13 protein-coding genes are annotated in these 19,849 nt (G+C 71.7%); 11 read left to right on the forward strand and 2 right to left on the reverse strand.

Translation table 11 applies throughout. The features are described from left to right. Positions 1 to 155 precede the first annotated feature (155 nt). Positions 156 to 1,316 carry a serine hydrolase domain-containing protein gene (locus ACGF2V_RS16665; RefSeq protein WP_362706835.1) on the forward strand — a complete coding sequence of 387 codons (1,161 nt, stop codon included), beginning with the start codon at positions 156 to 158 and terminating at the stop codon, positions 1,314 to 1,316. After that, the gene (locus ACGF2V_RS16670; RefSeq protein ID WP_362706789.1) at positions 1,313 to 2,170 is read left to right on the forward strand and encodes an SDR family NAD(P)-dependent oxidoreductase; all 858 of its coding nucleotides are present in this window, start codon (positions 1,313 to 1,315) and stop codon (positions 2,168 to 2,170) included. The genes ACGF2V_RS16665 and ACGF2V_RS16670 overlap by 4 nt, the downstream gene beginning before the upstream one ends. A gap of 188 nt (positions 2,171 to 2,358) precedes the next feature. On the opposite strand, the gene ACGF2V_RS16675 is transcribed toward ACGF2V_RS16670, so the two are convergent. Together ACGF2V_RS16675 and ACGF2V_RS16680 are read right to left on the reverse strand one after the other, a co-directional pair. Beyond that, positions 2,359 to 3,993: a penicillin-binding transpeptidase domain-containing protein gene (locus ACGF2V_RS16675; protein ID WP_362706786.1), complete on the reverse strand. Its 1,635-nt coding sequence runs from the start codon at positions 3,991 to 3,993 to the stop codon at positions 2,359 to 2,361. A gap of 280 nt (positions 3,994 to 4,273) precedes the next feature. Next, on the reverse strand, positions 4,274 to 6,076 hold the full coding sequence (locus ACGF2V_RS16680) for a phospholipid carrier-dependent glycosyltransferase (RefSeq protein ID WP_362706782.1): 1,803 nt from the start codon (positions 6,074 to 6,076) through the stop codon (positions 4,274 to 4,276). A 290-nt stretch (positions 6,077 to 6,366) separates the two neighbouring features. Between ACGF2V_RS16680 and rsmI the strand changes: the two genes are divergently transcribed. From rsmI to ACGF2V_RS16725, 9 genes are all read left to right on the forward strand, one after another. Beyond that, positions 6,367 to 7,254 carry a 16S rRNA (cytidine(1402)-2'-O)-methyltransferase gene (rsmI, locus tag ACGF2V_RS16685; RefSeq protein WP_362706779.1) on the forward strand — a complete coding sequence of 296 codons (888 nt, stop codon included), beginning with the start codon at positions 6,367 to 6,369 and terminating at the stop codon, positions 7,252 to 7,254. 158 nt (positions 7,255 to 7,412) lie between these two features. Further along, positions 7,413 to 7,829 (forward strand): hypothetical protein, encoded by a 417-nt coding sequence (locus tag ACGF2V_RS16690; RefSeq protein ID WP_362706777.1) that lies wholly within the window; start codon positions 7,413 to 7,415, stop codon positions 7,827 to 7,829. A 252-nt stretch (positions 7,830 to 8,081) separates the two neighbouring features. After that, complete coding sequence (locus tag ACGF2V_RS16695; RefSeq protein WP_362706774.1) at positions 8,082 to 8,948, forward strand: TatD family hydrolase; 867 nt, start codon at positions 8,082 to 8,084, stop codon at positions 8,946 to 8,948. A 161-nt stretch (positions 8,949 to 9,109) separates the two neighbouring features. Continuing rightward, a complete protein-coding gene (gene rsmA, locus ACGF2V_RS16700) occupies positions 9,110 to 10,102 on the forward strand; it encodes a 16S rRNA (adenine(1518)-N(6)/adenine(1519)-N(6))-dimethyltransferase RsmA (protein WP_362706772.1) in 993 nt (330 codons plus the stop codon). After that, on the forward strand, positions 10,099 to 10,992 hold the full coding sequence (locus ACGF2V_RS16705) for a 4-(cytidine 5'-diphospho)-2-C-methyl-D-erythritol kinase (protein ID WP_362618183.1): 894 nt from the start codon (positions 10,099 to 10,101) through the stop codon (positions 10,990 to 10,992). The genes rsmA and ACGF2V_RS16705 overlap by 4 nt, the downstream gene beginning before the upstream one ends. 509 nt (positions 10,993 to 11,501) lie before the next feature. After that, positions 11,502 to 13,319, forward strand: coding sequence for an ABC-F family ATP-binding cassette domain-containing protein (locus tag ACGF2V_RS16710; protein WP_362706833.1), 1,818 nt, complete (start codon positions 11,502 to 11,504; stop codon positions 13,317 to 13,319). Positions 13,320 to 13,584: 265 nt separating this feature from the next. Then, positions 13,585 to 15,324 carry a PQQ-binding-like beta-propeller repeat protein gene (locus ACGF2V_RS16715; protein WP_362706769.1) on the forward strand — a complete coding sequence of 580 codons (1,740 nt, stop codon included), beginning with the start codon at positions 13,585 to 13,587 and terminating at the stop codon, positions 15,322 to 15,324. Positions 15,325 to 15,594: 270 nt separating this feature from the next. Beyond that, positions 15,595 to 17,448, forward strand: a complete 1,854-nt coding sequence (locus ACGF2V_RS16720) for a PQQ-binding-like beta-propeller repeat protein (protein ID WP_362706767.1) — start codon at positions 15,595 to 15,597, stop codon at positions 17,446 to 17,448. Positions 17,449 to 17,587: 139 nt separating this feature from the next. Then, complete coding sequence (locus ACGF2V_RS16725; RefSeq protein WP_362706765.1) at positions 17,588 to 19,612, forward strand: PQQ-binding-like beta-propeller repeat protein; 2,025 nt, start codon at positions 17,588 to 17,590, stop codon at positions 19,610 to 19,612. Positions 19,613 to 19,849 lie beyond the last annotated feature (237 nt).

Here is a 19,849-nt window from a genome sequence, read left to right on the forward strand (position 1 = left end):
TCATCCCACAAGCGCGTGGAACGGGTCCCCGGTACGGGGGTATCCGCCCCTACCGGCCCGTATCAGCCTGGACCCGGTGGATCGGGTGACCCGCCACCCGTCCGGTCCCCGTCGGCATGCACCATGGTGGGATGAGCGGGAGCGCAGAAGCAGGCGTGGACGTACGCGGCACGGTGGCGGGCGGATTCGAACCGGTCCGGGACGCCTTCGTCCGTAACTTCGAGCACCGCGGCGAACGCGGCGCGGCCGTCGCGGTCTACCGGGACGGCCGCAAGGTCGTCGACCTGTGGGCCGGTACGAGAGATGTCGACGGCACCGAACCGTGGGCCGTGGACACCGTCCAGATCGTCCGCTCAGCGGGCAAGGGCATCGCCTCCGCCGTACCGCTGCTGCTGCACCAGCGCGGCCAGCTCGACCTCGACGCCCCCGTCGGCACGTACTGGCCCGAGTTCAAGGCGGGCGGCAAGGAACGCGTCCTGGTCCGCCATCTCCTCAACCACCGGGCCGGCATCCCCGCCCTCGACTGCGCGCTGACCCCCTCCGAGGCCACCGACGGGATCTCCGGGCCGCAGGCCGTCGCCGCTCAGTGCCCGCAGTGGGAACCCGGCACCGACCACGGCTACCACGCCCAGACCTACAGCTTCCTCGTCGGCGAACTCGTGCGCCGGGTCACCGGGCGCACGGTCGGCCGCTGGATCGCCGAGGAGATCGCCCGCCCGCTCGGCCTGGACTTCTGGTTCGGCCTCCCGGCCGACGAGGCGCACCGGGTGGGCCGGATCGGCCCCGCCGAAACCCCGGCCGGACCGGACGGCGGCGCCCTGCGGCTGCGCCCCAAGCGGTCCGTCGCCGAGGCGTACCGCGACCCGCTGTCCCTCACCCGCCGCGCCTTCGGGGCCATCGACCCGCTGCCCGACGAGAACGACCCCGGCTACCGGGCGGCCGAGCTCCCCGCCTCCAACGGCATCGCCACCGCCCGCGCCCTGGCCCGCTGCTACGCCGCGATGATCGGCCCGGTCGACCGGCACAGGCTGTTCGCCCCCGCCACGCTCACCCTCGCCCGTACCGAGGAGTCGGCCGGACCGGACCGGGTCCTCGTCGTCAACACCCGTTTCGGACTCGGCTACATGCTGCACGGACCGGCGTCCCCGCTGCTCGGCCCCGGCTCCTTCGGGCACCCCGGCCGGGGCGGCTCGCTGGGCTTCGCCGACCCCGAATCCGGCGTCGCACTGGGCTATGTGACGAACGGTCTGCAGAAGGGAGTCACCGCCGATCCCCGTGCCCAGGCGCTGATCAGGGCAGTACGGTCGGCGCTATGATTCCTGCCGCCTCCCCCGCCTCCCCCGCCTCCCCCGCCTCCCCCGCCTCCCTCACTTCTCCTTCTCCTTCCGCCGGTTCGCGGTTCGAGGGGTACGGCGTGCTCATCACCGGAGCGGGCCAGGGCATCGGTGCGGCCACGGCCCGTCGCCTGGCCTCCGAGGGCGCCCGGGTCCTGGTCACCGACCTGGACGGCGACCGCGCCGAACGCACCGCCGCCGTCGTACGCGCGTCGGGCGCGACGGCCGAGGCGCTGCCCTGCGACGTGGCCGACCGGGCGGCGGTCGAGGCCGCGGTCGCGCACGCGGTCGCCGCGTTCAGCTCCCTCGACGTGCTGGTGAACAACGCGTACGTGTGCGGCGAGGACGCCCCGCTCTTCGAGGACGAACTCGACGAGTCCTGGCAGCGCGACCTCGACGTCACACTCACCGGCCCCTATCGCTGTGCCCGCGCCGCCCTCCCGCACCTGGTGGCCTCCGGGCGGGGCGCGATCGTCAACATCGGCTCGGTCAACGGCGAACAGGACTTCGGCGGCCACGGCTACAGCGCCGCCAAGGCGGGTCTGGCCAGCCTGACCCGTACCCTCGCGGGCCACGCGGGACCGCGCGGGGTGCGCGTCAACCTGGTCGCCCCCGGCACGGTCCGTACCGACGCCTGGGCGGGCCAGGACGCCGAACTGGCCCGGGTGGGCGCCCTCTACCCACTCGGCAGGGTCGGCGAGCCGGAGGACATCGCGTCCGCCGTCGCGTTCCTGGCCTCCCGCGACGCGGCTTGGATCACGGGGACGACGCTCCGGGTGGACGGCGGGCTGACGGCCTCCAACTACGGCTTCCAGAAGGCAATTTCGCAGAAGTGACGGTGCGCGGCACGATGCCCGGCATGAACAGCATGTGAGAGGCAGAGCCGCCTTTCGCGGGCGGGACCGTGCCAAGCCTCACGGACGACCAGGCCGCCGCCCTCGTGACCGCCGTACGGTCGTCGTTCTGCGGCTGACCACCATGGCAGCGACAGGCCGCCCGCCCGGCCACCGCCCCGCCCGCGGCCTCACGGGCCCGCGCGGAGGACCGCCGCGACCACCGGGCCCGCCGCGTCGCCGCCGTGGCCACCGGACTGGACGACCGCGGCGGCGGCCAGGTCGTTGCTGAAACCGGTGAACCAACTGTTGGACGTGGCCTGGCCGTCCACCTCCGCCGAGCCCGTCTTCGCGCCCTTGTCGCCGCCGACCGAGGCCATCGCTTCCTTGCCCGTGCCCCAGCTCGCGGTCTGGCGCATCATGTTGGTGAGCTGCTGGGACACGGACGGGGACAGCGAACGGGCGGCCCTGGCGATGGGGCGGCCGTCGAGGTCCGGGTCGACGATGATCGGCTGACGGAAGGTGCCGTTCTTCGCGGTGGCGGTGATGGATGCCACGTTCAGCGCGTTCATCTGGACCGTGCCCTGACCGATGTACTGGGCGGCCGCCTCGCCCCCGGTGGCCTCCGGCACGCTGCCGTCGAAGGTCACCACACCGGTCTGCCAGTTCAGACCGATACCGAAGACGTCACGGGCCTCCTTGGCGAGCGCCGCGTCGTCCTTCGTGTCGTCGATCAGCTTGATGAAGGCGGTGTTGCAGGACCGGGCGAAGGTGGTCGTCAGGGTGCCGTCCGGGATGGAGAAGTCGTCCAGGTTCTTGAAGGTGCGGCCCATGTACATCGCGGTGGGCGGGCACTCGATCTTCTGGTTCGCCGAGGTGAGGCCCTTCTCGATCAGCATCGCCGCGGTCACGATCTTCAGCGTCGAACCGGGCGCCTGCTTGCCCTGGAAGGCCGCGTTGAACCCGGTGGGCGGGTTGTTGGCGACCGCCCGTATCGCACCCGTGGACGGCCTGATCGCGACCACCGACGCCTGGCTGTACTTCTTCACCGCGGTCTCGGCCGCCGCCTGGGCATGTGCGTCCAGCGTGGTCCGCAGCCTGCCCGGTCTGCCCTGGCTGAGGGTGAGCAGGGACTTGTCCGGGCCGCCCGCGTCCGCACTCTCGATCACCGTCTCGATGCCCGCGGTGCCGCCCGCCTTCTCCCCGTACTTCTCGCGCAACGCCTCCAGGATCGGGCCCAATGAGGGGTACTTCTCCTTGGTGAGCGCCTTGCCGTTGTGATCCACCGCCTCGATCGACGGCGCCGACGCCTCACCCGTGCGCAACGACGCACCCGCCGTCAGCTCCGGGTGGATCACGGCTGGGTTCCAGTCGACCAGTGGCCTCCCGGTGGTCTGGCCGCGCACCACGGTCAGCTCGGACGCGTACGACCAGGGCTTGGACTTCCCGCCGAACGACACGGTCGCCTTCACCGTGTACGGCACCTTCGTGCCGACCGCCGTGCCGGGAGTGAGCACCGCCCGGGTGACATGGGCCTCGTCCCGGTAGCCGGCGAGGAGCGGTTCGGCCTCGGTCGCGTTGTTGGTGAGCTGCGACGCGGCGGCCGCGTCACCGCTCGCCCAGGCGTCGAGGAACTTCTTCGACACCTCGTCGATCTCCGCCTTGGTGACCGGCCCCGTCCGCACTTCGGCGGAGGTGGTCCCCGCGCCCGATCCGCCGTCGGCGTCGTTCAGCGTGCTCAGGACGTTGTACGCCCCGTAGCCCACCCCGCCGGCCACGACCGCGAACACACCGCCGACGATCGCCACCTTCGCTCCACTGCGCATCCCTGCAGTCCCCTCCCCAGGAGTTCCCCCTTGAACGCGTTCAAGTGAACGTGTTCAAGCGGATGCCGCTGGGCACCCTACGGGACACCACCGACAACCGGGACCGCCGTTACCGGAACGGGATATGTGCGGCCCGAACGCCTCGGGACGTGCCGGCCGGGCCGTGGATGGGGCGGCCGAATCCGGGGACGTGGCGGTCGGGTCGTGGATGCGACGGCCGGGCCGTGGATGCGACGGCCGGATCCGGGGGGCGGGCCCTGGGACCGGGGCCGCGCGTCCGTCAGATCCACGTGTCCAGCCACATCCGGTCGCGCCAGGCGTCGTCCGGGATCGGGGTGCCCGTGTAGATCGGCCAGAAGTAGATGAAGTTCCAGATGATCAGCAGCACCAGCACGCCCGCAGCGACCGCCCCCACCGCCCGGCGCCGCTCGCCCGACACGTCACCGCTCGGCAGGCGGGTCTCCCATGCCTGCCCCGGTACAGCGCCCGCACCAGCTCCTCGGCCCGCACCCGTCCCCGGGCCCAGCAACGCGCCGATCATCATCGTCACCGCCAGACACAGGAACGGCACGAACACGACCGCGTAGAAGAGGAAGATCGTCCGCTCCTGGTACAGGAACCAGGGCAGCCAGCCCGCCGCCACACCGCAGGCGATCGCGCCCGCCCGCCAGTCGCGCCGGAAGATCCACCGCCACAGCACGTACACCAGGGCGAAGCACGCCGCCCACCACAGCAGCGGCGTCCCGATGGCCAGCACCTCGCGGGAGCACTTGGCGGTCGCCGTCGCTGCCTGGGCGCAGCCCGGCTGCTCCGCCCAGAAGTACGACACGGGCCGGCCGAGCACGATCCAGCTCCACGGGTTGGACTCGTAGGTGTGGCCGGAGGTCAGGTTCACGTGGAACTCGTAGACCTGGTACTCGTAGTGCCACAGGCTGCGCAGCCAGTCCGGCAGCCAGGTCCAGGCGCCGCCCTTGCCGTCGGTCTGCGCCCAGTCGCGGTAGTAGCCCTTGTCGGTGACGATCCACCCCGTCCAGGAGGCGATGTACGTGAGGACCGCGACCGGGACCGTCGAGACGAACGCCGGAAGCAGGTCCCGCTTCAGCACCGCCGCGTACGGGTGGATCGCGCCTGCCGTGCGCCGCGCGCCCACGTCCCACAGCACCGTCATCAGACCGAACGCGGCCAGGATGTAGAGACCGTTCCACTTGGTGGCGAAGGCCAGCCCCAGCAGCACACCGGCGGCGATCCGCCAGGGACGCCACCCGAGCCGCAGATGCTCCGCCACATGCACGTCCGGGCGCAGCACGCCCTCTTCGTCCACCGGCAGCGCGTCGGCGAGTCTGCGCCGCGCCCGGTCGCGGTCGATCAGCAGCGCCCCGAAAGCGGCCACCACGAAGAACATCAGCACCAGGTCGAGCAGCGCGGTGCGGCTCATCACGAAGTGCAGTCCGTCGAACGCGAGCAGCGTCCCGGCCAGGCACCCCAGGAACGTCGAACGGAACAGCCGACGCCCGATCCGGCACAGCATCAGCACCGACAGCGTGCCGAGCACCGCCACCATGAACCGCCAGCCGAACGGCGTGAAGCCGAAGAGCTGCTCGCCCAACCCGATGATCCACTTGCCGACCGGTGGATGCACCACATAGCCCGGATCCACCGGAACGGTCACCTTGGACGGGTCGTCCAGGATCAGCTTGTCGATGTTCTTGGGCCAGTCGCCCTCGTACCCCTGGTTGATCAGCGCCCAGGAGTCCTTGGCGTAATACGTCTCGTCGAATATGAGCGCGTGCGGGCTGCCCAGGTTCCAGAACCGCATCAACCCGGCGACCAGCGCCACCAGCAGCGGACCGCCCCACGCGGACCACCGGACCAGGCGCTCGGCCATGGTCGGGGAGATCCCGAGCACCGCCCACAGCTGGGCGCCGGGCCGCGTGTACGGGGGGACCAGCCGCTCGCGCAGCCCGATCCCCGGCCGGGGCACATGGCCGAAGCGGCGCAGCCGTCGCTGCCAGGAGGGTGGTTCCTCGCCGTGCGGATGTCCGGCGTCTTGGCCCAGCCGGGCCTCGGGCGCAGTACTCATCACCGCGCCATCGTAGGTAACCGCCGCGCCGACGCAGGGGACGCGTCCGTCCGGGCGTCGTCATCCGTCCCGGGAGGCCAGGAATCCTGGGGCAGAGGCGTCCGGGAGTCCAGGAGTCCTGGGGGCAGGGGAGCCCGGGAGTCCAGGGAGTTGCGCGGAGTCCCCGGGGGCAAGGGGAGCCCGGGAGTCCGGGGAGTCCTGGGGCAGGGGAGCCCGGGAGTCCGGGGAGTCCGGGGAGTCCTGGGAGGATGACCCATGTGACTGGAACGACCGGAACGAATGGAACGACTGCCATGCCGGGCACGACCGGAACGCTGGTGCTCGCGGGAACCCCCATCGGCGACGTGGCGGACGCCCCGCCGCGCCTCGCCGCGGAACTGGAGTCGGCCGATCTCGTCGCCGCCGAGGACACCCGTCGGCTGCGCCGCCTCACCCAGGCGCTCGGCGTCCACACCACGGGCCGGGTCGTCTCGTACTTCGAAGGCAACGAGTCGGCCCGTACCCCGGAACTCGTCGAGGCCCTGACCGGCGGCGCCCGCGTCCTGCTGGTCACCGACGCCGGAATGCCGTCCGTCTCCGACCCCGGCTACCGGCTCGTGGCCGCGGCCGTCGAGCACGGCATCAGGGTCACCGCCGTGCCCGGTCCGTCCGCGGTGCTCACCGCGCTCGCACTGTCCGCCCTGCCCGTCGACCGCTTCTGCTTCGAGGGCTTCCTGCCGCGCAAGGCGGGCGAACGGCTCGGCAGGCTCCGCGAGGTCGCCGCCGAGCGCCGCACCATGGTCTTCTTCGAGGCCCCGCACCGGCTCGACGACACCCTTGCGGCGATGGCCGAGGTCTTCGGTGCCGACCGCCGGGCCGCCGTGTGCCGGGAGCTGACCAAGACGTACGAGGAAGTGAAGCGCGGCCCGCTGGGCGAGCTGGCGGTCTGGGCGGCGGACGGGGTACGCGGCGAGATCACCGTCGTCGTCGAGGGCGCGGCCGACACCGGACCCGAGGAACTGGACGCCGAGGAACTGGTACGCAGGGTGCGGGTGCGCGAGGAGGCGGGGGAGAGGCGCAAGGAGGCCATCGCCGCCGTGGCCGCGGAGGCGGGTCTGCCCAAGCGCGAGGTCTTCGACGCCGTCGTCGCGGCAAAGAACGCGGCGCGAACCGGCCACGTGGAGGGCAAAGGACTATCGTGAAAAGCAAAGCGCGAGCCGCGTAGCGGGCCTTTCTGCCACGAGAAGGCCAAAACCGCTCCAACACTCGACAGGGCCTGATGCGCTCCCGCCGGTACGGGCGTCCACTGGACCAGGGACCCACTCCCCGGAGTGCCGGTCCGGCGGACAAAGGAGCAGGCATGAGTGAGATCGCAGCAACCACCGTGCACGAGGCGTACGCCTTCGCCTGCATGAGATGCGGGTACGGCTGGGAACAGTCCTACGAAATAGAGCACCACATCGACGGTTCCGGTAAACCCTTCATCATCTACAAGGCGGACGGAGAGCGGGTGCCCTCACCGCTTTCCAGGCCCACCTGCGCGAACTGTGGCAGTCACGTCGTCCGGATCATGCGGGCCGGGCGGGTGTCGAGCGTCCAGCAGTGGCTGCACCACTCCCGGCCGGAGGACGGGCCCGCGGTGGAGGGCCCCGGCGGTCCGGAGAACCTCGTTGCCCCGGCGGGCCCCATCGGCGCCGGGGGCGCCATCGGAGCGCCCCCGGGCGAGCGGCGCCACTGGCAGCTGTCCAACCTGCTGCATTCGTTCCACCGGAAGTGACCGGTCGTAAAGCTGCGTAACCGGACCTTATGGGAATGGGTCGGGCGTCAACGGAACTGACGGCTGTCCCGTCCCGGGCGGCCGTCGCACGGTGCCGCCGCCGAACGGCCCTCGGGTGCGGTGGCGCCGCGCCGGGCAGCGGGACCGCAGGGGAGTGTGGCGGGTGTCGGGCACGGGCCGCCCTGGTACTGCGGCCCCGGTACTGGGTACTGGTGCGGGGACGCGTCGGGGCGCCCTCGTACGATCGTCGGCATGAGCCGCTCTAAAGCCCCGCCGTTGCCCGAACCCCTCCGGGTGCCGGTCGCCGATTCGCACACCCACCTGGACATGCAGGACGCGACCGTCGAGGAGGGCCTGGCCAGGGCCGCCGCGGTCAACGTGACCACCGTGGTCCAGGTGGGCTGCGACATCGCCGGCTCACGGTGGGCCGCGGAGACCGCCGCCGCGCACCCGAGCGTGCACGCGGCGGTCGCCCTCCACCCCAACGAGGCGCCGCGCATCGTGCATGGTGACCCCGACGGATGGTCGCGCCAGGGGGCGCGCGAGGCGGGCGGGACGGCCGCGCTGCACGAGGCGCTCGCCGAGATCGACGCACTGGCCGCGCTCGACCACGTACGCGGTGTCGGCGAGACCGGCCTCGACTACTTCCGTACCGGCCCCGAGGGCATGGCGGCGCAGGAGGAGTCGTTCCGGGCCCACATCGAGATCGCCAAACGGCACGGCAAGGCGCTCATCATCCACGACCGCGAGGCGCACGCCGACGTGCTGCGCATCCTCGCCGACGCGGGCGCGCCCGAACGGACCGTGTTCCACTGCTACTCCGGTGACGCCGACATGGCCCGGATCTGCGCGGACGCCGGGTACTTCATGTCGTTCGCCGGCAACGTCACCTTCAAGAACGCCCAGTCGCTGCGCGACGCGCTGGTGGTCGCCCCGAGGGAGCTGATCCTGGTCGAGACGGACGCGCCGTTCCTGACGCCCGCGCCCTACCGGGGGCGGCCCAACGCCCCCTACCTCATCCCGGTCACGCTGCGGGCCATGGCGGAGGTGAAGGGCCTGGACGAGGACACCCTGGCCGAGGCCGTCGCCGACAACACCGCGCGCGCCTTCGACTACTGAGGGCCGTCGGCCGACACCGGCGGTGTCCGTGTGCGCGGGCGCCAGGCACGCTCGGGGACAGTCCGGTCCCGGGCGCCGGGCACGAGGTGGAACGAGTCCTGTTCCCGGGCGCCGGGCACGCGTGGGACGAGTCCCGTCCCGCACGGCCGTACGCTTACCGGGTGAGCACCACAGAGCCCGATGCCCTCCTGGGCCCCGCAGACATCCGCGAGCTGGCCGCCGCGCTGGGCGTGCGCCCGACGAAGCAGCGCGGCCAGAACTTCGTCATCGACGCCAACACGGTCCGCCGGATCGTGCGCACGGCGGAGGTCCGCCCGGACGACGTCGTCGTCGAGGTCGGCCCGGGGCTCGGTTCGCTGACCCTGGCGCTGCTGGAGGCGGCGGACCGGGTCGTCGCCGTCGAGATCGACGATGTGCTGGCGGCGGCCCTGCCGGCCACGGTCGCCGCCCGGATGCCGGAGCGCGCCGACCGGTTCGCCCTGGTGCACTCCGACGCGATGCTGGTCCGGGAGCTGCCGGGCCCGGCACCCACCGCGCTGGTCGCGAACCTTCCGTACAACGTCGCCGTGCCGGTGCTGCTGACCATGCTGGAGCGGTTCCCGTCCATCGAGCGGACCCTCGTCATGGTCCAGGCCGAGGTCGCCGACCGGCTGGCCGCCGGGCCTGGCAACAAGGTCTACGGCGTGCCGTCGGTCAAGGCCAACTGGTACGCGGACGTCAAGCGGGCCGGGGCCATCGGCCGCAACGTCTTCTGGCCCGCTCCGAACGTCGACTCCGGCCTGGTGTCCTTGGTCCGCCGCTCCGAACCCGTCACGACGCGGGCGAGCCGGGCCGAGGTCTTCGCGGTCGTCGACGCGGCCTTCGCGCAGCGCCGCAAGACGCTGCGCGCGGCCCTGGCCGGCTGGGCGGGATCCACGTCCGCCGCCGAGGCGGCCCTGGTCGCGGCCGGGATCTCGCCGCAGGCCCGGGGCGAGGCGCTGACGGTCGAGGAGTTCGCCGCCATCGCCGAGAACAAGCCGGGCGGCAACAGGCCGGGCGAGGGCTCGGACACGAACGACTCGGACACGAACGACTCGGACACGAACGACTCGGACCCGGGCGTGAACACGGGCATCAACACGAACACGAACACGGCTTCAGGGAGTGGCGAGTGAGCGTCACCGTCCGCGTACCCGCCAAGGTCAACGTCCAGCTCGCGGTGGGTGCCGCGCGTCCCGACGGCTTCCACGACCTGGCCAACGTCTTCCTCGCTGTCGGCCTGTACGACGAGGTCACCGTCACCCCCGCCGACGAGCTGCGGATCACCTGCTCGGGCCCGGACGCCGCGAAGGTCCCGCTGGACACGACGAACCTCGCCGCCCGCGCCGCGATCGCCCTGGCCGAGCGCCACGGCATCAAGCCCGACGTGCACATCCACATCGCCAAGGACATTCCCGTCGCGGGCGGCATGGCGGGCGGCAGCGCCGACGGCGCCGCCGCCCTGCTGGCCTGCGACACCCTCTGGAACACCGGCGCCGACCGGGACGAACTCCTCGCCATCTGCGCCGAACTGGGCAGCGACGTTCCGTTCAGCCTGGTCGGCGGCGCGGCGCTCGGTGTGGGACGCGGTGAGCGGCTGACTCCGATCGAGGTCGGCGGCACGTTCCACTGGGTCTTCGCGGTCGCCGACGGCGGGCTGTCCACCCCGGCCGTCTACGGCGAGTTCGACCGCCTCACCGCCGGCACGGACGTCCCGACCCCCACCGCGTGCCCCGCGCTCCTGGACGCGCTGCGGACCGGGGACGCCACCGCCCTCGCGGGCGCCCTGGGCAACGACCTCCAGCCCGCCGCGCTCTCGCTGCGCCCCGCCCTGGCCGACACCCTCGCCGCCGGCACCGCGGCCGGCGCCCTGGCCGCCCTGGTCTCGGGCTCCGGGCCGACCACCGCGTTCCTGACGGCGGACGAGGAGACGGCGCGGAAGGTGGCCGAGGCGCTGCTCACCTCGGGGACCTGCCGCGACGCCCGCATCGCGGTGTCCCCGGCGCCGGGCGCGAGGGTCGTCTGACGGCGGGCGGGCCGGACACGGCCCGCCGACCACAGCGGCGGGCAGACGACCCGTGCGCTCGGGCCCGCGTTGCCCGGGCGTACACCTGCCGTCCCCGTGACCCGCTGCCACGCCGTATCACCGGCGGCCATGTCGGCGAAGACGGCGGGCGACCTACCGGCCGTAGTGGTCAGCGACGGGCGGCGACGCGGACCTCTTCGTCGACGCGGCCTTCGCGCAGCGCCGCAAGACGCTGCGCGCGGCCGGTCGGACGAGCCGCCAACTCTTCATCACCGACGGCTCGGAGGCCGGGAGTATCGCCCCGTACGCCTTCGCGTCCAGCCCGCCCGGATGGATCACGACCGGCCCGTCCGGGGCGGAGAAGGCGACTCTCTGAACCCGTTCGGATCCCTTCGCCGCTCGTGACCGTCCCCGCGCGCTCGTGATCGTCCCCCGACCGGCCGCCGCACGCTGCCTCAGCGCGGGCGGACTACCCTGGGATGTCGATCGAACCCCGGGGCAGGAGCGAAATGGCCGTCAATCTGATCAACGTCGAGCAGGTCGGCAAGGTGTACGGCACCCGTGCCCTGCTCGACAACGTGTCCCTCGGCGTGTCCGAGGGGGACCGGATCGGTGTCGTGGGCCGCAACGGCGACGGCAAGACGACCCTCATCCGGATGCTCGCCAAGCTGGAGGAGGCGGACAGCGGGCGCGTCACCCACAGCGGCGGGCTGCGCATGGGCGTGCTCACCCAGCACGACTCGCTCGACCCGCAGGCGACCATCCGCCACGAGGTGATCGGCGATCTCGCCGACCACGAGTGGGCGGGCAGCGCCAAAATCCGCGACGTGCTCACCGGCCTCTTCGGCGGACTCGCCCTGCCGGGCTTCGAGCACGGCCTGGACACCGTCATCGCCCCCCTCTCCGGCGGCGAGCGGCGACGCATCGCGCTGGCCAAGCTGCTCATCGCCGAACAGGACCTGATCGTCCTCGACGAGCCGACCAACCACCTCGACGTCGAAGGCATCTCGTGGCTGGCCGCCCACCTCCAGGCACGCCGCTCGGCGCTCGTCTGCGTCACCCACGACCGGTGGTTCCTCGACCAGGTCTGCACCCGCATGTGGGACGTCCAGCGCGGCACGGTCCACGAGTACGAGGGCGGCTACAGCGACTACGTCTTCGCACGCGCCGAACGGGAACGGATCGCCGCGACCGAGGAGACCAAGCGCCAGAACCTCATGCGCAAGGAGCTGGCCTGGCTGCGCCGAGGCGCCCCCGCCCGCACGTCCAAGCCGCGCTACCGCATCGAGGCGGCCAACGAACTCATCGCCGACGTCCCGCCGCCGCGAGACACCAGCGAACTGACGAGGTTCGCGAGCGCCCGGCTCGGCAAGACCGTCTTCGACACGGAGGACGTGACTGTACGGGCGGGCACCAAGACCCTGCTCGAACACCTCACCTGGCAGCTCGGCCCCGGCGACCGGATCGGCCTGGTCGGCGTCAACGGCGCGGGCAAGACCTCGCTGCTGCGGGCGCTCGCCGAGGCGGCCCGCACCGAGGGCGAAAACCAGCCCGCCGCCGGGCGGATCGTCGTCGGCAAGACCGTCAGGCTGGCCTACCTCTCCCAGGAGGTCCACGAGCTCGACCCGAACCTGCGGGTGCTGGAAGCCGTCCAGCAGGTACGCGACCGGGTCGACCTGGGCAAGGGCCGGGAGATGACCGCCGGCCAGCTCTGCGAGAAGTTCGGCTTCTCGAAGGAGAAGCAGTGGACCCCGGTCGGCGACCTCTCGGGCGGTGAGCGGCGACGGCTCCAGATCCTGCGCCTGCTGATGGACGAGCCGAACGTCCTCTTCCTCGACGAGCCCACCAACGACCTCGACATCGAGACCCTGACCCAGTTGGAGGACCTCCTCGACGGCTGGCCCGGATCGATGATCGTCATCTCGCACGACCGGTTCTTCATCGAGCGGACCACGGACCGGGTGATGGCCCTCCTCGGCGACCGCACGATGCGGATGCTGCCGCGCGGGATCGACGAGTACCTGGAACGCCGGCGGCGCATGGAGGAGGCCGCGACCCCCTCCGCCGCGCCCGAACAGGCCAAGCAGCAGGCCGCGCCGACCACGACGCTCTCCCCGCAGGCCGCCCGTGCGGCGAAGAAGGAGCTGCAGAAGGTGGAGCGGCAGCTCGACAAGGTGTCGACGCGCGAGACCGCTCTGCACGCGCAGATCGCGGAGCACGCCACGGACTTCGAGAAGGTGGCGAAGCTGGACGCCGAGCTGCGGGAACTGGTCACGGAGCGCGACGAGTTGGAGATGCGCTGGCTGGAACTGGCCGAGGAAGCCTGAGCCTTCGGCCTCCCTTTGCCCCGGCCGTCGTGTACGCGACGTGTACGGCGCGCGTCACGTACGTCGCAGGCACGCCGTCATGTGTACGACGTGCGTGACCTGTGCGCCGCGACTGACGCGACCGGCAGCGCTGGTGGGTTCGGCGCGGCTGGTGCGACCGCTGGCGCTGGTGGGTCATTGGGGCTGGTGGGGCGGGTGGTAGAAAGAAGCCTTGTCCGGTACGGCTCCAGTCACCGGCCCGATCCGCACGAAGGGGGACGTGCTGATGACCCAGCCGCCCGGCCAGCAACCGCCGCAGGGAGGCTTCGGGGCTCCGTACGACCCGCCTCCGGCGCCGCACCCGCAGCCCCCGCCGCCATCTGCCGGCCCCGGCTCCGTACCGTCGCCGGACCAGGCCGTGGGTCCGTACGGGGCTGGCCCGTACGGGGCGCCGCCCGCGCAGCCCGGCCCGTACACCCCGGGGCCGTACGCGTACCCGTCGCAGCCCGGCTACGGCCATCCGGCACCACAGCAACCCCGGACCCAACCGCAGCCACAGCCGAAGCCGGGCGGTGGCGGGCCCTTCCGTGGCAGGCGCGGGGCGGTCGTCGGAGGCGTGCTCGCGGTGGCGTTGCTGGCCGGGGCCGGCGTCTGGCTCGCCACGAGCGGCGACGGCGGTGGCGCGGGACCCGTGGCGAAGCCGACCGACGGCCCCGGGACCGCCTCCCCGCCCAGCGGCAGCGGCGGCAAGAACGGGGACACGAAGGACGGCGGCCGCGACCTGCGCGCGGAGGCCGCGGCGCTCAACGCCCAGCGCAAGCCCGGCGAGGCCAAGGTGCTGTGGCTCCAGGAGGGCGGGGTCGACCTGCCGCGCAACGGCTATGACGTGCAGGGCCCCTGGATCGTCGGCGACACCGTCGTCAAGGCCATGTACCGCACAGTTTCCGGCTATTCCGTCTCCGACGGCAGCCGGAAGTGGAGCCTTGATCTGCCGTCCAGGCTGTGCGCGGCGCCCTCCCAGGCCACCGCCGACGGCAAGATCGTCCTCGGGGTCGAGTCCGGCAACGGGGACAAGGCGTTCTGCGACTCGCTCCAGATGGTCGACCTCACGACCGGCAAGGCCGGCTGGCACAAGAAGTACAAGCGGCAGGGCACCTGGGACGCGCTCTCCGACATCGCGATGTCCATCAACGGGGACGCCGTGACGGTGGGTCGGACCAGCAGGACGGACGCCTTCCGGGTCAGCGACGGCGCCACGCTCTTCGGGGAACTGCCGGGCAACTGCCAGCCGTTCGGCTTCGCGAGCGGTCCCGTGGCGATCGCCGCGACAAGTTGTCAGACCGCCGCCGACGACCACAAGGAACAGCAGGTCCAGCGCATCGACCCGGTCACCGGCAAGGTCCAGTGGACGTACAAGGTCAAGAAAGGCTGGCAGGTCGGACAGTTCTACTCGGTCAGCCCGCTCGTCGTCTCGCTGAAGCAGGAGGACAAATGGGCCATCCTCGTGCTGAACGAGAACGGGACGTACCGTTCTCAGCTGATCGGCGGCAGCGACGACTACGTGACCAAGTGTGACGACGATTTCGTCGTCCTGGGCAAGAACCTCGACAACTGCCTCGGTGTCGCGGCCGACGGCCAGGCGGTCTACCTGGCGACGAAACCGACCGGGAGCGACCAGACCAACAAGGTCGTCGCCTTCGACCTGAACACCGGCAAGGCCAAGTGGGAGACTGCCGCGCCGGCCGGTCAGACCCTGATGCCGATGAAGGTGGAGGGCGGCAGGCTGCTGATGTACCTGAGCGCGGCGAAGAACAAGGGTGGCGGCATCGCGTCCCTGCCGCCCACCGGCGGAACGCCACGGATGGAACTGCGGCACCCGGCGGCGGCGTCCGCCGTGGAGCGGGACTTCTTCGATTCCAGGGTCGCCTTTCTGAACGGGCGCAGCTTTCTCGTGCACGCGAGGATCAGCGGCATCGACGACGAGGCCGAGATGTCGATGAAGTCCATAGTGGCTTTCGGGAGTTGACGACCAGGCACCTGCCGGGGCCGCGGCCGGGGGCGTAACGAGGGCATCACGGGGCGGTTCTCCCTTGGGAACAGGGGGCGGACCGACCCGGTGGGCCGGGTGTTGCGGGTGGTACAAAGAAGCCCCGCTCGACTGTCGTAACACCGCGGGAACCATGCCCGATTCGCTCCTTTCTGTGGGGTTCGGGGAGTCTTGCTGGACTCTTCGTGCTCCTCGGAATCGCGGGGGAGATCGGAACGGGCACCGGACCGCACGAAGGGGGACGTGCTGATGAGCCAGCCGCCCGACCAGCAACCGCCGCAGGGAGGCTTCGGCGCCCCGCAGGAGCCGTCGCCGGGGAGTGCTCTGCCGCCGCAGGGGCCGCCGCAGACTCCGCCGTCCCCGCGAACCCCGCCGCCCCCGCAGCCCGGATACGGCTACCCGCAGGCCCCCGCGCAGGCGCCGGGCCAGCCCGGGCAGGCGCCCGGCGCCCCCGGATACGGCTACCCCCAGCAGCCCGGCCCGTACAACCAGCCGGCCCAGCCCGGGCCGTACAACCAGCAGCCCGGCCCGTACAACCAGCAGCCCGGGCCGTACAACCAGCCGACCCAGCTCGGTCCGTACGGTCAGCCGGTGCAGCCCGGTCACGGTTACCCGCAGCAGCAGTTCCCCGGCGCGCCAGCTCCGGGCGGCCAGGGCGGGGGCGGCGCGTCCAAGCGGAAGCCCGCTCTGATCGCCGGGGCCGCTGCCGCCGCGCTCCTGCTGATCGGCGGCGGCGTCTACGTCGCCACGAGCGGGGATGGCGGTGACAAGAAGCCCGTCGCGAAGAAGAGCGGCGACGGCGGACCGAGCGCATCGCCCTCCGTCGACCAGGGCGACGGCAGCGGCGACGGACGCGTCGTCGACGAGGACCTCAACGCCGGGCGCAAGCCGGGCGAGGCGAAGGTCCTCTGGCTGCTGAAGAACGACATCGACCTGCCGCGGGGCGGCTCGGACGTCTACGGCCCCTGGCTCGTCGGCGACACCATCGTCAAGGGCATGTACCGCGGCATATCCGGCTACTCCGTGACCGACGGCAAGCCGAAGTGGAAGGTGGAACTGCCCGCCGACCTCTGCGCGGCGCCCGCGCAGACCACCACCGACGGCAAGTTGGTCATCGGGGTCAAGAACAGCACCACCAGCAAGGCCGACTGCGCGGACCTCCAGATGATCGACCTGAAGACCGGCAAGGCCGGCTGGAAGAAGTCGATCAAGAAGAACGGCATCTGGGACCTGATGTCGGACATCTCGCTCGCCATCAGCGGTGACACGGTCACCGTCGGCCGTACCGGCAACTCCAACGCCTACCGGGTCAGCGACGGCACGGAACTGTTCGGCAAGCAGCCGGGCAACTGCCAGCCGTTCGCCTTCGCCGGAGGCCCGAAGCTGATCGCCGCCTCCAACTGCCGCACTGACGACGTCGACAACCCGCAGCACCAGATCCAGGAGATCGACCCGGTCAGCGGAAAGCCCCGGTGGACGTACCAGCCCAAGCGCGGGTGGGAGGTCGACCGGGTCTTCTCGGTGAGCCCGCTGGTCGTCTCCCTGAAGAAGGACAAGGAGTGGAGCCTCCTCGCCCTCAGGGAGAACGGCACGCTTCGCACCGGGCTCACCAGTGACAAGGGCGACAAGTTCGCGCCGGACTGCGGCAGCAGGTTCGCCATCTTCGGCAAGTCCCTGGACGGGTGCACCGGTGTCGCCGCCGACGACAACACCTTCTACATGGCGACCGCGCCGGACTCCGCCGGCCTCGGCCGTACGAACAAGGTCGTGGCGTTCGACCTGAACACCGGCAGGACCAAGTGGAAGGCCGACGCCCCGGCCGAGCGTGTGGTCAAGCCGCTGCGCATGGAGGGCAGCGACGTACTGCTCTACGTGGAGGCCGGTTACAACAAGGGCGGCGGCATCGCCACCCTCGCCCCGACCGGCGGCACGCCGAAGATGCTGCTGAGCCACCCCGCGTCGACGTCCCGGATCGAGAGCACCTTCTACAACTCGAAGATCGTCTACGCGGACGGTCGTTGCTTCGTCGCGAGCGGCCGGGTCAGCGCGAGCAACGACAAGGAAGAGCTGGAGACGAAGACCATGATGGCCTTCGGCAACTGACGGTCCGCGAGGGCTTTTGGGGCGGACCTCCGACGCCCCCGAAGCCCTCGTGGACCACGACCGGCCGACGGGGTGACCGGAGCGTCCGCGCCCGTCGGCCCCGACCCACCGACTCCCTTCCCCTCGAGGTACGTACGCCATGACGCAGCCGCCCCAGCCGCCCAACGAACCGCAGCAGGGCAGAACCGGCACCCCGCAGAACCCGCCACAGGGCGGTTTCGGCGCGCCGCAGGATCCGCCGCAGGGCGGTTTCGGCGCGCCGCAGGATCCGCCGCAGGGCGGTTTCGGCGCGCCGCAGGATCCGCCGCAGGGCGGTTTCGGTGCCCCGACGCCGACGCCGACGCCGACGCCCGCCGCCGGTCAGCCCGCCGATGCCGCACCGGCCGCGGGCGGGCCGCAGGGCGGCGGTTTCGGCGCGCCGCAGGACCCGCCGCCGGGTGGATTCGGCGCCCCGCAGAGCCCGCCGCAGCAGCCGGTCCCCGGTTACGGCTACCCGCCCGGCCAGCCCTCCCAGCCGGGGTACGGCTACCCGCAGAGCGGCCAGCCCCAGTCCGGTTACGGCTACCCGCAGGGGCTGCCGCCCGGCCAGCCCCCGCAGCAGGGCTACGGCTTCCCGCCCGGTCGGCCGCCGCAGCAGGGTTACGGCTACCCGGCCACCCCCATGCAGCACCCGCCGCAGCAGAGCGGCAACGGCAACGGGGGCGGGGGCAAGAAGTTCAGCACCCAGATGCAGATCATCGTCGCCGCGTCGGTCGCCGTGGTGCTGATCGTCGTCTGCGGTATCTGGTACGGCTCCAGCGGCGGTGACGACGACAAGAAGGAAGAGGCGTCCCGGTCCAGCGGCGGCACCGGCGGCAAGGGGGACGGCACGGGCGGCACCGTCGGGGGCGGCGGCAAGGAGAAGGCACCGGCCAACCCCAAGGCCAAGATCGCCTTCCAGATGCCGATGCCGAAGGTCACCGACGTCACCAAGCTCGACGGCTCCTGGCTGACCGACAAGGCGTATGTGAAGACCGGTCTGAACGAGATCGTCGGCTACGACCGGGTCAAGGGCACCAAACTGTGGTCCATCCCGCTGGCGGGCCAGCTCTGCGCCGCCTCCCGGCACATGTCCGCGGACTACAGGACGGCCGTCGTCTTCGAGGAGAGCAGGCCGACCAAGGACAAGAAGTACCCGCCGTGCAACCAGATAGGCGGGCTCGACCTGAAGACCGGCAAGCTCATGTGGAGCAAGTCGGTGACCGCCGAGACGAGCGGTGACACCCCGGTCAGGTTCGCGGAGGTCACGGTCAGCGGCACCACGGTCGCCGCGGGCGGCACGGAGGGCGGCGCCGCCTTCGACCTGAACACCGGTGCCGAGCGCTGGAAGCCGAAGGCCAGCGCGGACGGCTGCCTCGACCGCGGGTACGCCGGTGGCGAGGCGCTCGCGGTGGTCCGCTCCTGCGGCCGGTACGACGACCCGCAGCTCGTCGTCCAGGCGCTGAACCCGACCACCGGCGCCCCGATCTCCTCGTTCAAGATGCCGCCCGGCGTCGACTACGCGAGCATCGTCTCCACCAAGCCGCTGGTCGTCGCGGCCGACGTCGGCGACACCGCCGGGGACGGCAGCGGCATCTCCGACTTCTTCTCGATCGACGCCTCCACCGGCAAGCTGCTCACCAGGATCGCGGTCGACGGCGACAAGTACGCCGCACGCTGCACCTCCACCGAGGTCGAGTCCTGCGGCAAGGTGGCCGTCGGCAACAACCGCATCTACGTGCCGACCGAGGACCACGAGGGCACCGGCGAGTACGGCGACACCAACGAGATCGTCTCCTTCGACCTCACCACCGGCAAGCCGACCGGCGAGAGGGCGGACGCGGGCGACCGGTACACGATGTTCCCGCTCCGCATGGACGGTGGCAACATCATCGCGTACAAGCTGCCCCCGTACGACAAGGGCGGCCAGATCGTCTCCATCGACGGTGGCACGTTCAAGCAGACGCTGCTGATGGAGAATCCGAGCGACAAGCCCATCCGTGACGTGGAGGGCAGCTTCACGCCGGACTACTCCGAGATGCTCTACGAAGACGGGCGTCTGTACCTGTCCAGCACCATCGTGAGCAAGCCCCATGGCTCCCTGGACACGGACCGGCGCCTGTTCGTCGGCTTCGGCCGGGAGTAACCGCCGGGCGTGGGTCGCGGGGGTGGTGTCCGTCCGACGGGCGCCACCCCCGTACGCGTTCCAGGACGGACGCACCCCGGTCGCCCCGGCGCCCGGCCTCGGTGGCGGGCGATTGTAACAGCGCCCGCGGGACATGACGAGGCGTCAACGTGTCGCCAGCGCAGCGGGATCGGTCATCGCCGCCCTTTGGCCGATAAGGCGTCCGTGGTGCCGGACGAGCGTGTACCTTGCCGGGTC

It is taken from the genome of Streptomyces sp. NPDC047982 (assembly GCF_043204165.1).
In the GTDB taxonomy this organism is placed as follows: Bacteria; Actinomycetota; Actinomycetes; order Streptomycetales; family Streptomycetaceae; genus Streptomyces.